Source organism: Nonomuraea sp. MG754425 (genome assembly GCF_021699195.1).
Taxonomy (GTDB): Bacteria; Actinomycetota; Actinomycetes; order Streptosporangiales; family Streptosporangiaceae; genus Nonomuraea.
In genome coordinates this window covers 35,228-54,652 of the sequence record NZ_SSXE01000001.1, presented here as the reverse complement: position 1 = coordinate 54,652, position 19,425 = coordinate 35,228, and the positions used below count along the sequence as shown (strand labels likewise).

22 protein-coding genes are annotated in these 19,425 nt (G+C 70.9%); 11 read left to right on the top strand and 11 right to left on the bottom strand.

What is annotated here, in order from left to right:
* Nucleotides 1-17: 17 nt before the first annotated feature.
* From FAF44_RS00315 to FAF44_RS00305, 3 genes are all read right to left on the bottom strand, one after another.
* A complete protein-coding gene (locus FAF44_RS00315; RefSeq protein WP_237100897.1) occupies nt 18-926 on the bottom strand; it encodes a PmoA family protein in 909 nt (302 codons plus the stop codon).
* Nucleotides 919-2,052, bottom strand: coding sequence for a Gfo/Idh/MocA family protein (locus FAF44_RS00310; protein WP_237100896.1), 1,134 nt, complete (start codon nt 2,050-2,052; stop codon nt 919-921). Before FAF44_RS00310 ends, FAF44_RS00315 begins: the two co-directional genes overlap by 8 nt.
* Before the next feature lie 107 nt (nt 2,053-2,159).
* The gene (locus FAF44_RS00305) at nt 2,160-2,621 is read right to left on the bottom strand and encodes a MarR family winged helix-turn-helix transcriptional regulator (protein WP_237100895.1); all 462 of its coding nucleotides are present in this window, start codon (nt 2,619-2,621) and stop codon (nt 2,160-2,162) included.
* 272 nt (nt 2,622-2,893) lie between these two features.
* Here FAF44_RS00305 and FAF44_RS00300 point away from each other — a divergent pair, with 272 nt between their 5' ends.
* From FAF44_RS00300 to FAF44_RS00290, 3 genes are all read left to right on the top strand, one after another.
* Complete coding sequence (locus FAF44_RS00300; protein WP_237100894.1) at nt 2,894-3,442, top strand: hypothetical protein; 549 nt, start codon at nt 2,894-2,896, stop codon at nt 3,440-3,442.
* A gap of 154 nt (nt 3,443-3,596) precedes the next feature.
* Nucleotides 3,597-4,235 carry a class I SAM-dependent methyltransferase gene (locus FAF44_RS00295; protein WP_237100893.1) on the top strand — a complete coding sequence of 213 codons (639 nt, stop codon included), beginning with the start codon at nt 3,597-3,599 and terminating at the stop codon, nt 4,233-4,235.
* Between the two features lie 149 nt (nt 4,236-4,384).
* Nucleotides 4,385-5,644 (top strand): hypothetical protein, encoded by a 1,260-nt coding sequence (locus tag FAF44_RS00290; protein ID WP_237100892.1) that lies wholly within the window; start codon nt 4,385-4,387, stop codon nt 5,642-5,644.
* A gap of 10 nt (nt 5,645-5,654) precedes the next feature.
* On the opposite strand, the gene FAF44_RS00285 is transcribed toward FAF44_RS00290, so the two are convergent.
* Entirely contained in the window at nt 5,655-6,233 is a 579-nt protein-coding gene (locus FAF44_RS00285) for a TetR/AcrR family transcriptional regulator (protein ID WP_237100891.1), read from the bottom strand.
* Nucleotides 6,234-6,305: 72 nt separating this feature from the next.
* Here FAF44_RS00285 and FAF44_RS00280 point away from each other — a divergent pair, with 72 nt between their 5' ends.
* On the top strand, nt 6,306-6,878 hold the full coding sequence (locus FAF44_RS00280; RefSeq protein ID WP_237100890.1) for a dihydrofolate reductase family protein: 573 nt from the start codon (nt 6,306-6,308) through the stop codon (nt 6,876-6,878).
* Between the two features lie 21 nt (nt 6,879-6,899).
* Here FAF44_RS00280 and FAF44_RS00275 read toward each other — a convergent pair whose 3' ends face one another.
* The 5 genes from FAF44_RS00275 to FAF44_RS00255 all read right to left on the bottom strand — a co-directional run bounded on the left by FAF44_RS00275 (nt 6,900) and on the right by FAF44_RS00255 (nt 12,129).
* Complete coding sequence (locus FAF44_RS00275) at nt 6,900-7,547, bottom strand: bifunctional 2-polyprenyl-6-hydroxyphenol methylase/3-demethylubiquinol 3-O-methyltransferase UbiG (protein ID WP_237100889.1); 648 nt, start codon at nt 7,545-7,547, stop codon at nt 6,900-6,902.
* A gap of 86 nt (nt 7,548-7,633) precedes the next feature.
* On the bottom strand, nt 7,634-8,854 hold the full coding sequence (locus FAF44_RS00270) for a glycosyltransferase (protein WP_237100888.1): 1,221 nt from the start codon (nt 8,852-8,854) through the stop codon (nt 7,634-7,636).
* Nucleotides 8,851-9,303 carry a GbsR/MarR family transcriptional regulator gene (locus tag FAF44_RS00265; RefSeq protein WP_237100887.1) on the bottom strand — a complete coding sequence of 151 codons (453 nt, stop codon included), beginning with the start codon at nt 9,301-9,303 and terminating at the stop codon, nt 8,851-8,853. Before FAF44_RS00265 ends, FAF44_RS00270 begins: the two co-directional genes overlap by 4 nt.
* Before the next feature lie 152 nt (nt 9,304-9,455).
* On the bottom strand, nt 9,456-10,808 hold the full coding sequence (locus FAF44_RS00260; RefSeq protein WP_237100886.1) for a TrkH family potassium uptake protein: 1,353 nt from the start codon (nt 10,806-10,808) through the stop codon (nt 9,456-9,458).
* A gap of 73 nt (nt 10,809-10,881) precedes the next feature.
* Complete coding sequence (locus FAF44_RS00255) at nt 10,882-12,129, bottom strand: sodium:proton antiporter (RefSeq protein ID WP_237100885.1); 1,248 nt, start codon at nt 12,127-12,129, stop codon at nt 10,882-10,884.
* A 368-nt stretch (nt 12,130-12,497) separates the two neighbouring features.
* Between FAF44_RS00255 and FAF44_RS00250 the strand changes: the two genes are divergently transcribed.
* The 3 genes from FAF44_RS00250 (at nt 12,498) to FAF44_RS00235 (ending at nt 14,630) form a co-directional block, all read left to right on the top strand.
* Nucleotides 12,498-13,496 (top strand): ABC transporter ATP-binding protein, encoded by a 999-nt coding sequence (locus tag FAF44_RS00250; protein ID WP_237100884.1) that lies wholly within the window; start codon nt 12,498-12,500, stop codon nt 13,494-13,496.
* On the top strand, nt 13,489-14,268 hold the full coding sequence (locus tag FAF44_RS00245; protein ID WP_237100883.1) for an ABC transporter permease: 780 nt from the start codon (nt 13,489-13,491) through the stop codon (nt 14,266-14,268). Before FAF44_RS00250 ends, FAF44_RS00245 begins: the two co-directional genes overlap by 8 nt.
* Before the next feature lie 146 nt (nt 14,269-14,414).
* The gene (locus tag FAF44_RS00235; RefSeq protein WP_237100882.1) at nt 14,415-14,630 is read left to right on the top strand and encodes a hypothetical protein; all 216 of its coding nucleotides are present in this window, start codon (nt 14,415-14,417) and stop codon (nt 14,628-14,630) included.
* Nucleotides 14,631-14,694: 64 nt separating this feature from the next.
* Here FAF44_RS00235 and FAF44_RS00230 read toward each other — a convergent pair whose 3' ends face one another.
* Together FAF44_RS00230 and FAF44_RS00225 are read right to left on the bottom strand one after the other, a co-directional pair.
* Nucleotides 14,695-14,925, bottom strand: a complete 231-nt coding sequence (locus tag FAF44_RS00230) for a hypothetical protein (protein ID WP_237100881.1) — start codon at nt 14,923-14,925, stop codon at nt 14,695-14,697.
* Nucleotides 14,922-16,004 (bottom strand): alpha/beta fold hydrolase, encoded by a 1,083-nt coding sequence (locus FAF44_RS00225; RefSeq protein WP_237100880.1) that lies wholly within the window; start codon nt 16,002-16,004, stop codon nt 14,922-14,924. The genes FAF44_RS00230 and FAF44_RS00225 overlap by 4 nt, the downstream gene beginning before the upstream one ends.
* A 103-nt stretch (nt 16,005-16,107) precedes the next feature.
* On the opposite strand from FAF44_RS00225, the gene FAF44_RS00220 reads away from it, so the two are divergent.
* The 4 genes from FAF44_RS00220 (at nt 16,108) to FAF44_RS00205 (ending at nt 19,329) form a co-directional block, all read left to right on the top strand.
* Nucleotides 16,108-16,689: a TetR/AcrR family transcriptional regulator gene (locus FAF44_RS00220; protein ID WP_237100879.1), complete on the top strand. Its 582-nt coding sequence runs from the start codon at nt 16,108-16,110 to the stop codon at nt 16,687-16,689.
* 209 nt (nt 16,690-16,898) lie between these two features.
* The gene (locus tag FAF44_RS00215) at nt 16,899-17,513 is read left to right on the top strand and encodes a hypothetical protein (RefSeq protein ID WP_237100878.1); all 615 of its coding nucleotides are present in this window, start codon (nt 16,899-16,901) and stop codon (nt 17,511-17,513) included.
* Between the two features lie 20 nt (nt 17,514-17,533).
* Nucleotides 17,534-18,664 (top strand): sensor histidine kinase, encoded by a 1,131-nt coding sequence (locus FAF44_RS00210; protein WP_237100877.1) that lies wholly within the window; start codon nt 17,534-17,536, stop codon nt 18,662-18,664.
* A complete protein-coding gene (locus tag FAF44_RS00205; RefSeq protein ID WP_237100876.1) occupies nt 18,661-19,329 on the top strand; it encodes a response regulator transcription factor in 669 nt (222 codons plus the stop codon). The genes FAF44_RS00210 and FAF44_RS00205 overlap by 4 nt, the downstream gene beginning before the upstream one ends.
* The last annotated feature ends 96 nt before the right edge of the window (nt 19,330-19,425 follow it).

Sequence of the window (19,425 nt, the reverse complement as noted above, 5' to 3'; positions counted from 1 at the left end):
GCCGGGGAACAGCGGGGTCACAGGGCGAACTCCGCACCGAGTTCGTCCAGCTCGGCCCGGTCGCACATGCGGTCGACGAAGACGTAGCGGTGCGTGAGTTCGAGGGTCTCGCCGTCGGCCAGCGCGATCTCCTCGTCGAAGGACGGAGACGGGCTGATCACCGCGAACGCCGAGTTCCGGACGAACCACTTGATCGGCACGGACGCGCTGGAGCGACCGGCGACGGCCAGCACCGTGCCGCCGCCGTCGATCTCGTCGTGCTGCCCCACCATGGCCAGCCACGGAGCCTGTTCGCCCATCATCTCCTCGCCGCCCCCGCCGCCGGCGGCGATGATCGTGCCCCCGGTCCAGGACCGGGGGCCGCGCCAGAAGAAGCCCGCGTACCCCGCCATCGGCCGGCCGTGGGTGGTGGGGCTGCCGAAGTCCAGGGTCGTGCCGCGGACGTTGCGCAGCGTCGTGCCGAAGTCCAGCGCCCACAGGCCGCGCTCGGCGTCCACGCCGTGGAAGACCTGGCGGCGGCGCTCGCTCACCCAGTGCTCGCCCTGCGCCGAGACCCAGTGCAGGTCCTCCTCGACCGTGACCCGGTCGCCGTCGGACGACAGGCCGGTGAAGCCGGTGTGGCGCATGTGGCCGAGATTGTCCTCCCAGTGGTAGTCCCGCTCCACCGAGAACGTCGGGCCGCCCCAGAAGTTCTGCCCGGAGACGTGGGCCCAGGTCATCTGCAGGCCCTTGTGCCAGCGGTGGTCCCACGGCCGGGACACCGACAGCGGCGCGCCCGACAGGCTGCGGATCGGGTGCAGGTAGGGCTTGGGCGCCTCGGCGTCGGGGGCGTCCGGGCGGTAGACGTACCGCGCGATCTCGACGTCCCCGGCGGTGACGGTCAGGGACGTGCCCTCGTCGCCGACGGCGAGCTTGGGCTCAGGCATGGTGGCTCTCCTTGCGCTGGAGGCGGTTGACGGCGCCGCGCGGGTCGCCGCCGTTGAGCGAGTGGTAGAAGGGGTCGTCCGCGGTCAACTCGGCCCGGGTGACGGGACGGCCGGTGATGGCCGACTGGTAGAGCGCGGTGATCAGCTCCATGACGCGCCGGCCGTCGGCGCCGCTCGCCGCAGGCCGCTCGCCCGACCTCATGGCCGCCAGCAGGGCGGCGAGCTGGGCCCGGTGCGAGCTGGGCGTGTTCTCGGCGGGCGGCCAGCCGGCGATCCGCTCGTCGTCGGTGACGTGCGGCGCGGGGGTCCAGCGCCAGTTCGCGTTGTCGTAGCCGTACAGGTGCTCGACCTCGACGGTGGCGTCGGTGAAGTCGAAGCGCAGGTAGCTGGTCTCGCGCGGCGACAACACGCTGTTCACCACCGAGGCGACCGCGCCCGAGTCGAACCTGACGATCGCGAACGACACGTCCTCGGTCTGCACCCGGCGGCCGAGGGTGGCCGCCACCGCGTGCACCTCGTTCCAGTCGCCGAGCAGGCTGAGCAGCAGGTCCATCTGGTGGATGCCGTGGCCCATGGTCGGGCCGCCGCCCTCGGTCTCCCACCTGCCGCGCCACGGCACCTCGAAGTAGTCGTGGCCGCGGTACCACAGCGTGTTGCACACGGCGACGAGCGGTGCGCCCAGCTCGCCGTCCGCGATGTGCCGCCGCAGCCGGCGCGCCGCGCTGCCGAAGCGGTGCTGGAAGACGTACGCGGCGTACGGGCCGCCGTCCTTCTCGTGGGCGGTGATCTCGTCGTACTCGGCCAGCGACAGCGTCGGCGGCTTCTCGCACCACACCCACGCGCCCGCGTCCAGGCCGGCGATCACCGCCTCGCGGTGCGCGACCGGCGGCGTGGCCACCACGACGAGATCGGGCCGCTCGGCCGCCAGCATCCCGGCGAGGTCGGTGTGCCGGCCGGGGACGTCGAAGGCGTCGGCCAGTTCATGAGCGCGGGCGGCGTCCACGTCGCACACGGCGACCACCCGTACCGCGTCGCCGGCGGCGGACAGGGCGGGCAGGTGGCAGCCTCGCGCGATGCCGCCCGCGCCGACGACGGCGACGCGGACCGGGGACGTTAAGTCAGGCATGCGTGACTCCCTCGGGAACCAATGGTGATCGATCACTTTTTGGCGTCCGCCAACTTAGTTTCGATCTCCGCCGAGGTCAACCCCGTCGAGCGTGCCGCGGGAGCGCGTCAGTCGCTTTCGAGGGCGATGACCTCTTCCAGGGCGCGGCGCAGCACGGCGACCTGGTCGCCGCCCAGATGCCGGGACCACCGCCGCTCGATGTCGGCGAGGATCCGGCCCGCCGCGACCTGAGCCTGCCAGCCCTGCTCGGTGAGCCGGATGATCTTCGCGCGGCGGTCGCCCGCGTCGGACACCCGCTCGACGTACCCGTGCTCCTCCAGGTCGCTGACCAGTTCCCCGATCGCCTGCTTGGTGAGCCCGGCGCGTTCGGCGAGCGTGGTCAGCCGGGAGCCCTCGGCGTCGATGAAGCGGAAGACGGAGCCGTGCACGTACCGGATGCCCTCGAAGCCCTCGTCGGCCAGCCGCTGGTGCAGTCGCGTGATCGCGATGTCCCTGGCCAGCGTGAGCAGGGTGGGGAGCGGCGCGCCGGGCCCGTCCTGCGGCGCGCGTGTCCCGGATCGCGTCGGCATCCCGTGTGCGTCCCTCTTCTCCGAGTTTTGTCAGGTGGCTTGACGATATCAGCAGCCATCGCGAGATCGCCTGTTCCTCGCCTTCCGTTGGACGTAATCCACGAGGGCGGCCCTGGCTAGCGGCGATGAGGTGACGGCCATGTCACGTTCCGTCACGTGACGCAGCCTTGACGCTACGGAGAGTGACACTGAAGGTGGGTGAGACAACCTCAGTGCCCTCGTGCGACACATCGTCCACGGCACTCCCGCTCACTCTCATGGAGGAAACCCGCATGTCCCACGCCCTGCGAACGCGCCTGGCCGCCGTCCTGGCGACCCTGGCCGCGGTCGGCCTCACCGTCGCCGCCCAGCCCGCCCACGCCGCCGGCACCGTCTCCTGCGACACCGCCGGCACCATGTACTTCCGGCCGGGCGTCCAGGTCATCCCCCTTCCGCAGGACATCGAGATCCGCGGCGCCAACGGCGCCTGCCGCGACTCCACCGGCCTGGGCATCCGCGAGGCCAAGCTCACCGCCAACTTCACCGGCGTCTGGCTGACCTGCGAACTCGGCGGCGGCGGCACCGGCCACGGCACCGGCACCGTCGAATGGATCCTGGCCAACGGGAACAGGGTCTCAAGCCAGCTCGACCTGAACTTCGAGAGCAACATCGCCAGCGAGGTGAGCCTCACCGGCCAGGTCGTCGGCGGCCCGCTCGACGGCGAGCGGTTCTCCTCCCACCTCAGCGCCGACCTGCTCAGGGGCAGCCTCAAGTGCACGGTCGGCGCGCCGTTCGGCGGTGCCAAGAGCGTCGGCTACACCGGCAGCTTCACCGTGGGCTGACCCGCACCGGCACGAACACGACGAACGCCGGACGGCATCGGGGACGCGTCCGGCGTTCGCCGCGTCCTCGCGGGACCGGGCGGCGATCCGGCCGCCACGCCGACGCGCCGATGATCCACGACCCTCGCCGGCCGAGGGACTACAGTCGTCCGCCATGGCCGAATCCTCCCCCTATCTGACTGCGACGGCGGACGCCTACGACGCGGTCGCGGACCTCTACACCGACCTCGTCCGGAACTCGCTCGACCGCCTGCCGCTGGATCGCGCGATCATCGCCGCGTTCGCCGAACTCGTACGGGCCGCCGGGCCCCGGCCCGTCGCCGACGCCGGCTGCGGCCCCGGGTACCTGACGGCACACCTGCGTGACCTCGGCCTGGACGTCTTCGGCGTCGATCTGACTCCCGCGTTCATCGACATCGCCCGCGAGGACCATCCCGACCTGCGTTTCGAGGTCGGTTCGATGGGGGCCATCGACGTGGCCGACGGGGAGCTGGGCGGGCTGATCTCCTGGTACTCCGCCATCCACATCCCGCCGCCGGAGCTGCCGCCGTACCTGGCCGAGTTCCGCCGGGTGCTGGCCCCGGGCGGTCATCTCCTGCTCGGCTTCTTCGAATCCGAGGGCGATCCGGTGCTGCCGTTCGACCACAAGGTCACGCCGGCCTACCGGTGGCCGATCGATGACCTGGCCGGCCTGGCGGGCAAGGAAGGGTTCGCCGAGGTGGCGCGGATGTCGCGCGAGCCGTTGACGGACGAACGATTCCGCCGCGGCCACCTGCTGATGCGCGCGCTCTAAGGGCTGTTTCGCGGATGAGGCCCGGGTCGCGGTCGCGCCTGTCAAGACGCGAAGAACATCACCAAAGCGCCCCTTTGTCGCCTCCTTGGGAGTTCTTGTCACGCTCCAACGCCGACGTTTGGATCAAGGGACACAAGGAGGTCATGCCCATGCCCGACGCCCCCCTGCTGCACTACAGCACCAGCACCGCCCCTCTCCAGGCGGGCACCCCCGACAAACCGGCCGCCAACACCATCGACATCACCGTCTCCAGCCCGGCCGGCCAGAATGTCTACTGCGACCAGCTCGACGTCGCCGTCCCGGTCAGCGCACCGGACGACGGCGGCGCGTACTTCACCGAGAACCCGCAGTCCTCGATCAGCGGCAAATGGGCCCCCACGTCCGCCCAGATGAAGACCGGCCGGGAACTCGGCCTCGACCCGGACACGAACTACTACCACGTCGTCTTCCAGGCTCCGCCGATACCAGGGTTCGACCTCGTCGACACCCCGCTGACGATCAGCATCACCGGCGGCGTCGCCGGCGCCCCCGGCAGCACGCTCACCTGCCCGACCACCGAGACCTCCGGCACGACCAGCGGCGTCCACACCCCCAAGACAGCCCAGGAGCTGACCTGGGACACCGCGGAACCGGCCTTCTACCTGCACAGCTTCCTGGCCTGCGCCCCCGGCAGGCCGACCGTCCCCAGGACGAAGTTCAACGCCGGCGACGCCTTCTCCCTCACCTGGGAGAGCAACGGCGACTTCTTCCACCTGTACGACGGCGACGGCACGGTCCTGCACGAGGGCGGCGAGACGTCCTGGACCGTTCCGGCGGGCACGATCGTCAACGACACCAGCTTCACCCTGAAGGCGGCCAAGCGGAACGCCACCGGTTTCGAGACGGCCGGCCAGTACGCCACCCTCACCATCACCATCGACAACCCGACCCTCGGCGCACTCACCGTCAAGGGGCCGCTCGGCGTCGACGGAAAGCTGACCGCGAACGACGGCCTCTCCGTCTCGAACAGCCTCACCGCCGACACGCTGGAGGCCGGCTCCGTGACGGTGACGCAGTACTGCCAGGTCAACGGCGACCTCACCGCCGAGGGTCTCGTCGCCAGGGGCGACACCCGGCTCGACGGAAGCCTCCAGGTGTACGAGGAAACCACCCTGGACGGCCCCCTCGCCGTCGGCGGCCGGCTCACGGTGAACGACGACTGCGACGTCAACGGAAAACTCTCCGCCAACTACGACTTCAGCGTCTCCTACGCGGGCACCGAGAAGATCACCACAGTCGGCAGGAGCGGCCTCGCCGTTGAGGGCGACTTCAGCGTCTCCGAAGGCGGCACCGAGAAGATCACCACGGTCGGCTACAACGGCCTGTGCGTCGACGGCGACCTCACCGTCAACGGCAGGATCCACGACTGACCGGACGTCCTCAGGGCCGGGTGTTCAGTGATCTTTCTACGGCGGCGTCCACCAGTTCGTGCATCTGCTGCTCGGTGAAGATGTCGGGCAGTGTCAGGCGTTCCATGATGAGCCAGTTCAGGGCGAGGTAGAGGAGCAGCACCGAGGTCGAGTCGCCGGGCAGGCCCGAGGCGGCGTGGTGGCCGATGTTGGCGTCGATGTCCTCGCGGATGCGCTCGGTGAGAACGGCGCGCAGCTCGGGACGCCGGGTGGACTCGAGCCGGAGTTCGAGCAGGGCCAGGTAGCCGGAGTTGAAGGCGGAGACCCGGCCCACCACTTCGTGCATGAGCTCGGCATAGCGGGTTTGGTCCGGCACGCCCTCCCGGCTGCGGGCGATCGTGGCGTCGTCGGGCAGCAGTCGCTCGTAGATGCGCCCGCCGACCTGGGTGAACAGGTCGTCGCGGTTGGCGAAGTAGTTGGACGCCGTGCCCGGGGGCACGGCCGCCTCCGCGTCGACGGCCCGGAAGGTCAGCCCGCGCGCTCCTTCCTTGGCCAGCACCTCGATGGCCGCGTCGATGAGCGCCTGCCGCCGCTCGGGATTTCTCCGCACTTGACACCACTCCGTCTGTAGTACTACGTTCAAACCACTTCAAACAGAGTACTACATGGAGAGTTGTTCTATATGCGAAAGCTTGTCTACTACATCGGCGTCTCCCTCGACGGCTACATCGCGGGTCCCGACGCCGAGGTCGACTTCTACCCCGTGTCGGACCAGATGGCCGGCTGGATCAACGAGCGTTACCCCGAGACCCTCCCCACCCACATCCGCAAGCTCGTCGGCCTCGACGGCGTGCCCAACAAGGTCTTCGACACGCTGGTGATGGGCCGCGGCACCTACGAGCCGGCCCTGGACGTGCCCACCACCAGCCCGTACTCCCACCTGCGCCAGTACGTCGTCACCAGCACGCTGACGATCGACGACCCCACGGTGCGGGTGGCGGCCGGCGACCCGATCGCGCTCGTCCGGCGGCTGAAGGCCGAGGACACCGGCATGGACATCTACCTCTGCGGCGGCGGTCGGCTCGCGGCCGCCCTGCTCCCGGAGATCGACGAGATCATCCTCAAGAGCTACCCCGTGGTGGCGGGCACGGGTATCCCCATGTTCTCCGGACAGTTCGACCCCACCCTGTTCACCCCCACCCGGCGCGAGTCCTTCGACAACGGCGCCCAGGTCACCTGGCTCACCAGGACATAGCACCGGGGCCGGACGCCGCGATCACGCGGGGGCGTCCCAGAGCAGGGTGTACCGCCAGAAGAGGCGGCGCCGGATCCGGGCGCCGGGCAGTTCCCGTGCGGCCGCGGCCCGGATCTCGGCAAGGGTCTCACGCGCGTCGGCGGTGGGCGCGCTCATGTGCGCGGGCGGCGCGTCGGCGCGGGCGGGGTGCCTGACCAGCCCCATGATCGGGTTGGCGAGCAGGGCCGCCAGGCTGACGAGCAGGTCGGCGCGGCCGGCCTCCCGGTAACAGCCGACGATCACCAGCCGTCCGCCCGGGGCCAGACAGTCGCGCAGTTCCCGCAGGGTGGGCACCAGCGGGAGGTGGTGCAGGACGGCGACCAGGCAGACGGCGTCCCAGCGTCGCCCCGGATCGCGCCCGGCGAAGCCGGTCCGGACGACGGTGACCACGGGATCGCCGGCGAAACGCGCCGCCGCCGCGCCGGCGGTCGCGGGGTCGGGCTCAAGCCCGGTGACGGTGGCCGCACGCCGGCCCAGCAGGGCGACGAGGTTCCCCGTGCCACACCCGACGTCGAGCACGTGCCGGGCCCCCGACGCGGCCACCCGGCCCGCGACCCACGGGCCGTAGTGATCGTTGTGGCTCCACGGGTGCCGTTGGTTGAAACGGGCGAGTCGAGACAGCAGCGACATGCCGATCATATTAAGAGCGGTCTCCCGATCATCATCGATGATCGTAGGGCCGCATCGTTCGCTCGATTCGGCGACAGCGTCTCGCGTCAGGTGCGGGAGCTGACACAGTCGGAGATGCGAGCCACGGCGGCGGCGACCCCGTCTTCGGTGCTGACGCGTCCGGCCAGCGCGCGGGCGGCCGGCGCGAGCTCTGCCGCGTTGTCGATGGCGGCGGCCAGCCGGGCGGCGGTGAGACGACCTCGCAGCGGGGCCGGGGCGACGCCGAGGTGGTGCAGGCGGGTGGCCCAGAACGGCTGATCGCCGACGAACGGGCGGACCACCTGGGGCACCCCGGCACGCAGGGCCGCCGCGACCGTGCCGACGCCGCCGTGATGGACGGCGACGGTGACGCGCGGCAGCAGCCACTCGTGCGGGGCCTCCTCGATCACCAGGACGTCGTCCGTGACCGCGCCCGGCCGTAGCGCTCCCCAGCCGGTGGCCAGCACGGCCCGCCGCCCGGCCAGACGGACGCCTTCCAGGACCGTGGCGGTCAGCGACTCGGGGTCGCCGGTGGTCGAGCTGCCGAAGCCCACGTAGACGGGCGGTTCGCCCCGGTCCAGGAAGCGGGCCAGTTGCTCGGGTGGGGTCCAGGTGTTGTCCGGGGGCATCGTCCAGAATCCGATGGGGTGGGCGGAGGCGGGCCAGTCGGTGGGCGCGGGCAGCAGATGGGGGCTCCAGGCGTGCAGCACGGTGCCCGTCTTGACCAGTTCGGCCATCGGTATGAAGCCGTCCCGCAGGTGCAGCGACTCGGCCCGCCATGTTCGGATCGTGCTCCGGTACGGGGCCTCGACCGCGGCGGCGACCCGCCAACTCGCCCGGTTGAGCGGGCCTGGCGGCCGTACCGGGAAGATGGGGGAGGGGAAGGCGGACGTCGGAACGTACAGCGGGATCAGCAGCCCGGCGACGGCCGGGACATCGAGCTTCTCGGCGATGTAGGGGCCGCCGAGGGACTTGGGGTGATACACGACGACGTCGGCCGATCGCGTCACGAGGGCCGCCTGGTCGTCCAGGAGGAGGCGCAGCATCGGCTTGACCGAACGCGCGGCGGTGATGGCCGCGCGCACGCCCTGCCCCTTGACGGAGTCCTGCAGCGCGAACATCTCATCGCTGAGCGGCGCGAACTCCACCCCGTGCCCGGCGGCGAGCGGCTGGAACCGGCGGGGTGCGGCCAGGACCGGCCGGTGCCCGGCGGCCAGCAGCCCGCGCGCCAGCGCCAGGAACTGCTGGACGTCTCCGCGGCTGCCCACGCTGATCAGCAACGGTCTCATCGCTTGTCCCGCATTTCGTCCCACTCGTCCAGCAGGATGGGGAAGCGGTCCATCATGAATGCGTACATGTCCCGCATCAGCTCCAGACGTCGCCGGCGCGCGGGGTCGTCGCCCACCGCCTGCAGCCCTTGCTCGGCCAGTGCCCGGAAGCTCTCGAACTCGGCCATTTTGGTGCGGAAGGCTCGTGCGAAGACGTCCTCGGCCAGCCGGTAGCGGTCCCGCCGCGCGCCCCGCACGCGAAACCGCTCGACCAGGCCCGCCTGCTCCAGTTGCCGCAGCGCGATACTCATGCTGCTCTTGGCCACGGCCAGCTCTTCGGCCAGTTCGGGCGCGTCAGCGCTGCCCGATTCGGCGGTCAGGAGCCAGCCCATCACCCGCCCGGCCGTCCGGCTCAGTCCCAGCCGCGCGTAGAAGAGCCCGGCGTCCTCCACGAACTGATCGACATCCATGGAAGCGAATCTATCGAATTGTTCGGATGTATGCGAACAGTCCGGCTAGATCCAGCGAAGGACTTCCCGTGCCGGGCCGAGAAGTCCAGTTCGATCGCCATCGCTGCGCCGAAGCGGCCCAGCCCGAGCGCCACGACGGATCGGATGCCCTGTCAGCCGATGATCACTCGTTCCTCGGGGAACTCGTAGCGGCGGGTGCGTTCCTTCAGGGCAAGCGCCGAGCCCAGCGTGAGCGGACCGATACGGCCGACGAACATCAGGAGGCTGAGCAGGACATGCCCGGCCAGCGGGGTGTCGGCGGTGATGCCGGTGGACAGGCCGTTGGTCGCGAACGCCGAGATCACCTCGAACAGCACCCGGTCCAGGGCATGCGGGGTGAGCAGGAGCATGAGCCAGGTCGAGACCATGACCAGGATGACACCGAGCAGGCTGATCGACAGCGCCTGCCGCTGGGTCGCGGAGGGCAGTCGCCGGTGACCGATGTTGACCTGGTGCTCTCCGCGCAGTTCCGACCACATGATGAACAGCAGGAATCCGAACGTGGTGACCTTGATGCCGCCCGCGGTGCCGGCGCTGCCCCCGCCGATGAACATCAGCACGTCGGTGACCAGCCACGACGAGGGAGCCATCTGGCCGATGTCGAGGGTGTTGAAGCCACCCGAGCGCGGCATGACGGCGGCGAAGAATGCCGCCAGCCACTTGCCCGGCTCGTCCAGCGGACCGAGCGTGGCCGGGTTGCGCCACTCGATCATGAGGAACGCCAGCGTGCCTGCGGCCAGGAGAAAGACGCTGAGGCCGACCGTGATTCTGGTCAGCACGGACCAGCGGCGCGGATGCCGCCAACTCCGCAGCAACTCGAACACCACAGGGTAACCGAGCCCGCCGACGATCACGGCCAGCGCGATCGTCAGGCAGATCCACGGGTCGGCGACGAAGCGGGACAGACTGTCGGGCCACAAGGCGAAGCCGGCGTTGTTGAACGCCGACACCGCGTGGAAGGCTCCGAGGTAGGCGGCCCGGCCGAGTGGCTCGCCGTACCCGGTGACGAAGCGGATGGTCAACACGATGGCCACCGCCGCCTCACACAGCAAGCTGAACATCACCACTTTGCGCAACACCTGGCGCAGATCGGCGGCCACGATCGATTTGCTCTCCAACTGTGCCGACAACCGGGTTCGCAGGCCGAGCCTGCCGGAGACGATGACCATGATCAGCGTGGCCAGCGTCATGATGCCCAGCCCGCCGACCTGGATCAGCAGCGCGATGACCACCTCGCCGAACACCGACCAGTGCGTCTCGGTGTCAACTACGACCAGACCGGTCACGCACACCGCGGAGGTGGCGGTGAACAGCGCGGTCAGCAAGTGCGAGGCGTCGCCCGCCGTGGTGGCCTGCGGGGTGGCGAGCAGTGCAGTCCCGAGCAGCACCGCGACACCGAAACCGGCCGCGATGACCACGGCCGGATGCCGGCCGCGCCCCGGCACAGCCGGCCGGTACCGCGTCATCCGGCCGACCCGGGCGTGCGACGGGCACCGGCCCACACGTCCGCCGCACGGCCGGACAGGGGCGCACCCCCGCTCACGATCCGTCCTTGGATCCGCCCCTGGATCCGCCCCTGGATCCGCGCAGCCGCCGGGCCGCACCGCCGTACCATGCCGGCACCTCTCGCTCGTCGTCGAACCAGCGGGCCACCACGATGTCGGTCGAGGAGTGCAGCAGGATCGAGACCACGATGGTCACCGCGACGAACTGGAAGACCTGCTCGGCGACCGCGATGCCGGAGCCGAGCACGAGCAGCCCGTACACGACGGAGGCGAAACCCTTGGGCCCGAACCAGGCCACGGCCGTCTGCTCGCGCACTGACAGTCCCGAGCGCAGGAACGACAGCCAGATCGCCGCCGGCCGTGCCAGCACCAGCGCGAAAACCGCGAACAGCCAGCCGCTCCAGCCGACCGCACCGAGCAGCGCCGGAGTGATCAGGGCCCCGAACACCAGCAGCGCGGCCAGCTTGAACACTTCGGCGATGAGCTCGCCGAAGTGCTCGAACGACTCCCGCTGCCGGGGCCCGAAGGTGGCCACGGTGATGCCGGCCGAGAACGCGGCCAGGAACAGGTTGCCGTGCGTGGCCTTGCCCACGGCGAGCACGAGCAGGCCGATGGCCAGGGCGTTGAGCGGCTCGTACTGCGTGGAGGCGGCGAACCAGCGGGTGCGCTCCAGCTTGATCGCCGCCCACGGGATCGCGACGCCGATGACGATGCCCAGTCCCAGCTCGAGACCCAGCTCGCCCAGATGCAGATCGTCCGAACCCGCCGCGACGGCCAGGAAGACGATCACGAAGGGCAGCGCCAGGCCGTCGTTGACGCCGGACTCGACGTTGAGTAGCTGCCGCAGCCGGGGTGGCACCTTGTCGTTGCCGACCAGGGCGGCGGCGAAGACCGGATCCGTGGGCGCGAGGATCGCGCCGATGAGCAGCGCCTCGGTCCAGCCGAGGCCGAGTAGGTAGTGGGCGCCGAGCGCGGTGATGGCCAGGGTGAGCGGCAGGCCCCAGCCGAGCGCCCGCCCGGGCAGCCGCCAGGCCCTGCGCAACTCGGTCCAGCCCACCCGCATGCCGTCGGTGAACAGGACGGTGAACAGCGCCAGCTCGGCGAGTGCGGCGACCAGGTCGTCACCAGGTCTCAGCGACACGACGCCGAGCACGCCGTCGCCCAGTACGAACCCGGCCACCAGGAAGAGCGCGGCGGTGGACAGGATGGTGCGGTGGGCCAGGCTGGACAGCAGCACGGCGAGCAGGAGCACGCAGGCGAAAGCCGTCAGCAGCGTGCCCATCAGGGGCACCGCGCGGGGAAGATCATGGAACGCCTCCGGTCGGGTCAGCGGACGATCTTGCCGACCAGACTTCCCGGCGCACCGGGATCACCATAACAGCGGCGGTGCCAAGGCGACAGACGCCTTCTTGACACCGCCGGGAGCGGGCCCGCGCCCACGGGGCCTGGGATGTCGCCCGCCATTCAGGGGCCACCGAGATGGGCTCGAAAGAGACCCGGGCGTACTGGCAGCGCCGAGCCCGCAGGGATAACCTGACGACAGGTGAGCCGGGAAGCCTGGTCGGCATGTCCAGTCCGCGTCGAGACGAGGATGTGCCCGTGCACCCCGAACCCCCGCTACCTGACGGCGCCTCGGCCGACCCTGCGGCCATGGCCGTGATCGCTCACCCGCGTCGCGGCGAGACGTCCCCGGCCATCGAGATCACCCGCCTGAGCAAGCGCTTCGGCGACGTTCGTGCGGTCGACGACGTCACCCTGCGGGTGCCGGCAGGGCAGATCTACGCACTGCTGGGCCTCAACGGCGCCGGCAAGACGACCCTGATCCGCATGCTGCTCGGCATGATCACCTCCACCGCCGGAACCGTGCGCGTCCTGGGCGCCGACGTCACCGGCGGTGACCGCTCCGCCTGGGCGAGGGTGGGCTACCTGGTGGAGACGGCCGCCGCCTACCCGGAACTCACCGTGCGGGAGAACCTGGAGGTGGTCCGGCGGCTGCGCCGCCTGCCCGGCGACGTCGGCGACATCATCGACCGCCTCGCGCTCGCCCCGTACGCCGAGCGCCGAGCCCGCACCCTGTCACTCGGCAACCTGCAACGCCTGGCCCTGGCCAGGGCTCTTCTCCACGCCCCCGACCTGCTCATCCTCGACGAACCCGTCAACGGCCTGGACCCAGCCGGAGTCGCCGAGATCCGAGCCCTGCTCGCCGGCCTGATCCACCGGCACGGCACCACCGTGCTGCTGTCCAGCCACCTGCTGGCCGAGGTCGACCGCCTGGCCACCCGCATCGGCATCCTGCACCACGGTCGCCTGGTCGGCGAGCACGACGCCGATCAGTTCGACCGGCACCGCCGCCGCCACCTGCGTCTGGCCACCCGCGACGACCACGCCGCCCGCACGGTGCTCATCGCCCATGGCTACCACCCCCAATCCGCCACACCGGCCGGACTGCTGCTCACCGACCCACGCGCCCTGGCCGCTCCCGAGCAGGTCGCGACCGTACTGGTGCACGGCGGAGTGCCGCCCACCGACCTCCACCTGCACGAGGAGGATCTCGAAGCGTTCTTCCTGCGCACGGTCGGACCGAGCGAGCAGGTCACACTCACTGCCGGCCCAGGAACGCAACCCGCGGAGGGGACCGGCGATGCGTGAAGCGCTCTGGGCGGAACTGCTCAAGGTACGGCGCAGCCGCCTGCCCTGGATCACCGCGCTGGCCTTCACCGTCGCCGCGCTGGTGTGCGGCATGTTCATGTTCATCCTCGCCGATCCCGCCCGTGCCCGGGCGCTGGGGCTGCTCGGCGGTAAGGCTCAGTTGTCGGGCGCGAGCGCCGACTGGCCCGGCTACCTCGCGCTGCTGGCCCAGGCCGTCGCGGTCGGCGGCCTCGGCGTCTACGGGCTCATCGCCATCTGGCTGTTCGGTCGCGAGTTCAGCGACCACACCGCCACGGACCTGCTCGCCCTGCCCACCTCCCGCACTGCCGTCGTGGCCGCCAAGTTCACCGTCGCCGCACTCTGGGCGTTGGCGCTGGCGGTCCTGCTGGCCGGGCTCGGCCTTCTCATCGGCGCCCTGCTCGGCCTGCCCGCCTGGTCGACACCGGCCGTGCTCAACGGGCTCGCGCGTATCCTGGGCGCGGCCGCGCTCGCGGCGCTGACCACCACACCGCTGGCCCTGGCCGCCAGCGCCGGCCGCGGCTACCTGGCTGCCGTCGGCGTCCTGTTCGGCGTCATCTTCGTCTCCCAGATCATCGCCGCACTCGGCTACGGCTCCGTCTTCCCCTGGTCGATACCCGGCCTGTACGCGGGCATCGCCGGAGCGGGCCAGGACCCGCCGGGCCCGCTCGGCCTGCTGCTGGTGGTCATCACCGGAGCAGCCGGCGCCGTCTCGACGGCCGTCTGGTGGAACCGGGCCGACCACACCCGTTAACCCGTCCCTCGGGCCCGTCGCCCGCGCGGCGGCCGGGCACGGCAACACGGCCCTGGCGACACAAAATCCGGCCGCCGGTGTCTCGGTCGGCTTGGTGCAGCACCACTTCGGCTCGAAGGAGGGCCTGCGGGAGGCGTGCGACGCGCATGTCCGTGCCGCGGTGCTGGGTGCTGCCGGGTCAGGTCCAGGATGGGGCCGAGGTCACTCCCGAGTTCATGCGAGCCATGTACGAGGCGAATGGGCTCAGCGTGCGCTACCTCGCGAGGGCGCTGGTGGAGGGCTCGCCCGTGGCGGCGGCGATGTTCGACGAAGGCGCCGAGGCCGCCGAGCGGTTCCTCACGGAGAACTGGCCGGATGAATAATCCCCGCGCGAGGTCCCGTCCGGGCGGCGCATCGGACGTGTCTCGCCCGGTCCCATGAGCGGCTCTACTGAAGCGCCTGCTCCAGTTGCGCCTTGTCCATTTCCGAGCGGCCCTTGATGTCGCGGCGCCTGGCCTCGGCGTACAACTGATCCCGCGTCCGGCCACCCGCGCCGGAGTGGGAGCGCAGCCCGCCGCGCCGGCTGGAGGAGATGCCCTCGACGGAGGTACGGCTCGCGGTCCGCGACTCGCCGGCCCTGGCGCGTTCCTTGCTCACCGTCCGGGCGGCGATCTTCACTTCTTGAAGGCGTCCTTCGCCTTCTCGAACGCCTGCTTGAGGTTCGCCTTGACGCGCGTCGCCCGGCCGCCGGCCTCACGAGACCTGTCGCCGGTGTCCGCGCCGAGCCGCTCTTTTATCATGCCTTTGATTTCCTGGGCCTTTGCTTTTACCTTTTCCTTCTTGCCCATGATCGATCCTCCTTGCGAGAGGTGCTGCCTCCAGTTTAAGGCCGATATCCGAGGGCGGAGCTTTCGCCATTCGCACGGGAACGACATGTCGTGCCCGAGCACACGTGCGAAGAAGTCGCGGACGGCGGCGGCGAAGCCGTTGGGGTCGTCGTCGTGGGCCCAGTGGCCGCAGCCGGGCAACTCCCGCAGCACGGTGCCCGGCCGTCGTCCGGCCATCTGCCTGGCCAGCGTGGTGGGCAGGATGAAGCTGTCGGCGCCGTGCACCAGCAGGGCGGGGCAGTGCGAGCCGAGCCAGTCGGCCCACCAGTCGCCGATCAGGGCCTGCTGCGAGGCCATCATGTCGGCGTGGTCGAAGAGGAAGCCCCAGCCGTCGTCGTGTTCGACGGCGCTTTCCATGAAGTAGCTCGCGTCGGGGATGCCGCGGGCCTCGACCTGCCGGCGCAGTTCGTGCAGGGTGGCGGCGCGGCGGGGCCAGCCGGTCACGTCCAGGACGGGGTGCGGGATCTGCGGCTGCCGGTTGTCGGCGCCGGCCTCCTCGATGACCAGGGCGCTGACCAGCTCGGGGTGCCGGGCGGCGAGTTGGAAGGCGGTGACCCCGCCCATGGAGTGGCCGAGCGTGATCATCGGGCCGAGGGCGAGGTGCCGGACGAACGCGGCGGCGTCGGCGACGTACGCCTCCCGGCTGAAGTCGCCGTCGGAGTCGCTGTGGCCGTGGCCGCGCTGTTCCAGCGAGATCACCCGGTAGGCGGGGGCGAGGGCGGCGGCCAGCGGGGCGAACATCCTGGCCCGGCCGAAGTGCCCGATCACGGCCAGGACCGGGACGCCGTCGCCGCCGAAGTCGACGTAGGCCAGTCGTCGGCCGTTGACCTGCGCGTGTCTCTCGGCGGGGCAGGTCGCGAGGGTGGTCATGGACGTTTCTCCTCAGAAGTGGTGGGGGAGGCGAGTTAGCGTAACAGTCGTTGCGCTAATATGCGGATGTGCCGGACGCACCCGCACCCCGGACGGAGACGCCATGGCCAGACCCCGTGATCCGCGCCGCCGCACCGAACTGCTCGACGCGATCATCGGTCACCTGACCGTCCACGGCGTCGCCGGGCTGTCCCTGCGTCCCCTGGCCCAGGCGCTCGGGCAGAGCACCTCGGTGCTCACCCACCACTTCGCCACCAAGGACGACCTCATCACCGCCGTCCTCACCCACCTTGACCAGCGGCAACGCGACCGGCTGCAGGCCCTGCCCGGCTGGGCGGAGGGGCGCAGCCTCGGCGCCGTCATCCGGGCGTCCTGGGACTGGCACCTGAGCGACGACCACCTGCCACTGATCCGCCTGCTGCACGAGATCGAGGGCCTGGCCGCGGCGGGCCGGCTCACCGGGCCGTACGTGCCCACGATGCTGGGCGACCGCGCCGAGTTCGTGGCCGACGCGCTCCGCGCCCACGGCGTCCCCGACGAGGCCGCCCGCGCCAACGCCACCCTGCTCAACGCCGCCTATGCCGGCCTGCAACTCGACTACCTGACCACCGGCGACAAGAAGCGCGTGGAGGCCGCCCTCGACCGGCTCGTCGAACTCGCCGACGCCTGGACCCGCCGGAGCTGAGACGCCTTCCGGCCGCCGTGGCGACCGTGGTGTGCCGATCGCGGGACCGCTTCCGGGACTCTGCCCGGCTGGGCCGATCCCTCCCAGACGGGAGGTGCCGTCCCGCCTCCCTCCCAGGAGTGAGGCGGGACCTCACTCGTCCCGGCGATGTCCGTACGCCCGCGGAAAACCAGGATGGAGGAGGTCATCGCAGCTAAGGAGTCAACGAGATGAACCCCCGCATCGCCTTCGTCGCCGCCCCTCTCCTCACCTTCACCTACGGCGTGATCCGCATCCTGGACGGCCTGGACGGCAGCCGCGGTCCCGGGCTCGCCTGGACGACCGGGCACCTGGCCTTCATCGGCGCCCTGGTGTTCTTCGCCATGACCTTTCACGAGATGCGACGGCTGGCCGGTCGCGGGCGCCTGGCGACCGGCCTGGCCTCCGCCGGCTATGTCGGCATCGCCACGCTGATCGCCCAGTTCGTCATCGACATCGTCGTGGGGTTCCGGTCAGCCGACCACGCCGCGATGAGCGTGCTGTTCGATCAGGTCCAGGCGGTTCCCGGGGTGCAGCAGGTGATCTACGACTTCGGGCCGCTGCTGTTCTTCGTCGCCCAGATCGGCCTGGTCCTCCTGCTTGCGGTCCAGCGCCGCGTCAAGGCGTGGACGCCCGTCCTGGTCATCGCCGACGTCCTGGTGCCGTTCGTGGAGAAGGACCTCATGCCGCTGGGAGCCGCGTTCCTGCTGATCTCCTTCCTGGCGCTGGCCCGGGTGTCCCGCGCGTCGCGCCTGGCCGACGGCCGGCACCGCGTGGTCGAGCCCGCGGTGCCGGCTGCGGTGTGATGAGTGGAGAATTCAGACTTGTGTCCATTTTTGAGCGGTTGCGTGCCATCCCGGCACGACGGCTGGACCTGGCTCTCACCGCGCTCGTCCTGACGGCCCAGCTCTGGCCGCTCCTGTCCAGCCCGGGACCGTGGAGCTGGTGGGGGTACGCCGTCGTGCTCGCGGCGGCCGTACCCCTGGTGTGGCGGCGGCGCGCGCCGGTGGTCGTGCTCATGGTCACCCTCGGCGTCGTCGCCCTCTACGACCTGTCCGACCGGGTCGCCGCACAGCCCATCTGGTACGGCGCGCTGGTGGCGATGTACTCGACCGCCGCCTACGCCTCCCGGTGGCCGCGCATCCTCGCCCTGCTCGTCGCCACCGCCGGGGGGCTCGCGTTCACCGGATCGTCCGACACGGCGGTGCGCGGCGTGGTGACGTTCGTCGCCGCCTACGCCGTCGGACGCGCCGCGGCCGTCTCCCGGAGCCACGCCGCCGCGCTGGAAGAGCGGGCCGTCCAGCTCGAACGCGAACGCCGGATCGAGGCCGAGCGGGCCGCGGAACGCGAGCGGGCGCGCATCGCCAGGGACATGCACGACATCCTCGCCCATGCGGTCAGCCTCATGGTCGTCCAGGCCGAGGCCGGGCCGGTCGTGGTACGCAGCGACCCCGACCGGGCCGAGGCCGCGTTCGACGCGATCGCCGCCTCGGGGCGCGACGCCATGGTGCAACTCCGCCGGCTGCTCGGCGTGCTCAAGGAAGGCGAGGGCCCGCGCGCGCCGCAGCCCACCCTCGCCGACCTGCCCGACCTGGCCGACCAGGTCGCGGGTCCCGGGCTGACCGTGAACCACACCGTCACCGGCACCCCCGTCCCGCTCCCCGGCGACGTCGACATCGCGGCCTACCGGGTGACCCAGGAGGCGCTCACCAACATCGTCAAGCACTCCGGTGCCACTCACGCCGACATCCGATTCGACTGGCAGGACGACGAACTCGTGATCCGCATCACCGACGACGGCAGGGGGAGCACGCATGCCCGTCCGCACGGCGGTAACGGCCTGATCGGCATCCGTGAGCGCGCTGCCGCCTGCCAGGGCAGCGCCGCCGCCGGACCGCGCTCCGACGGACCCGGCTTCGAGGTCGTCGTCCGGCTGCCCCTCGGGGTCACGGTATGAGGGGTCTGCGCGTCGTCATCGCCGACGACCAGGAACTCGTCCGGGCCGGGTTCGGCATGATCCTCGAAGCCCAGCCCGACATCGAGGTCGTCGCGGAGGCCGGGGACGGGATCGAGGCGGTCGAGGCGGCCCGCGCGCACCAGCCGGACGTGCTGCTGCTCGACATCCGGATGCCCAGGATGGACGGCATCGAGGCGGCCAGGATCGTCTCGGCCGACACGGCGTGCCGGGTGCTCATGCTGACCACGTTCGACCTCGACGACTACGTGTTCGAGGCGCTGCGGGCGGGCGCGAGCGGGTTCCTGCTCAAGGACGTACGGCGGGACGATCTCGTCCATGCCGTACGCGTGGTGGCGGCCGGCGAGTCGCTGCTGTCCCCCTCCGTCACCCGCAAGCTGATCGCCGAGTTCACCTCCCGGTCCCCGGCCGCGAAGCCGACGGCCAGAGAGCTCGACGTGCTGACCGCCCGGGAGCGCGAAACCCTGCGGATGATCGCCCTGGGGCAGTCGAACGCCGAGATCGCCGCCACGATGGTGCTCAGCGAGCACACCGTGAAGACCCACGTCAGCAACATCCTCACCAAGCTCGGCCTGCGGGATCGGGTACAGGCCGTGATCGCGGCCTACGAGGGCGGCCTGATCGTGCCGGGCCACGGTCATGCGTGAGCGACCGACCCAGATGACGTGCCTCTGCCGAGGCTCGTCCTCGTTCGGCTTGGAAGTGCGTCGGCCCTGCGGTCCTGGCTCGGCGTTCGATCTTGA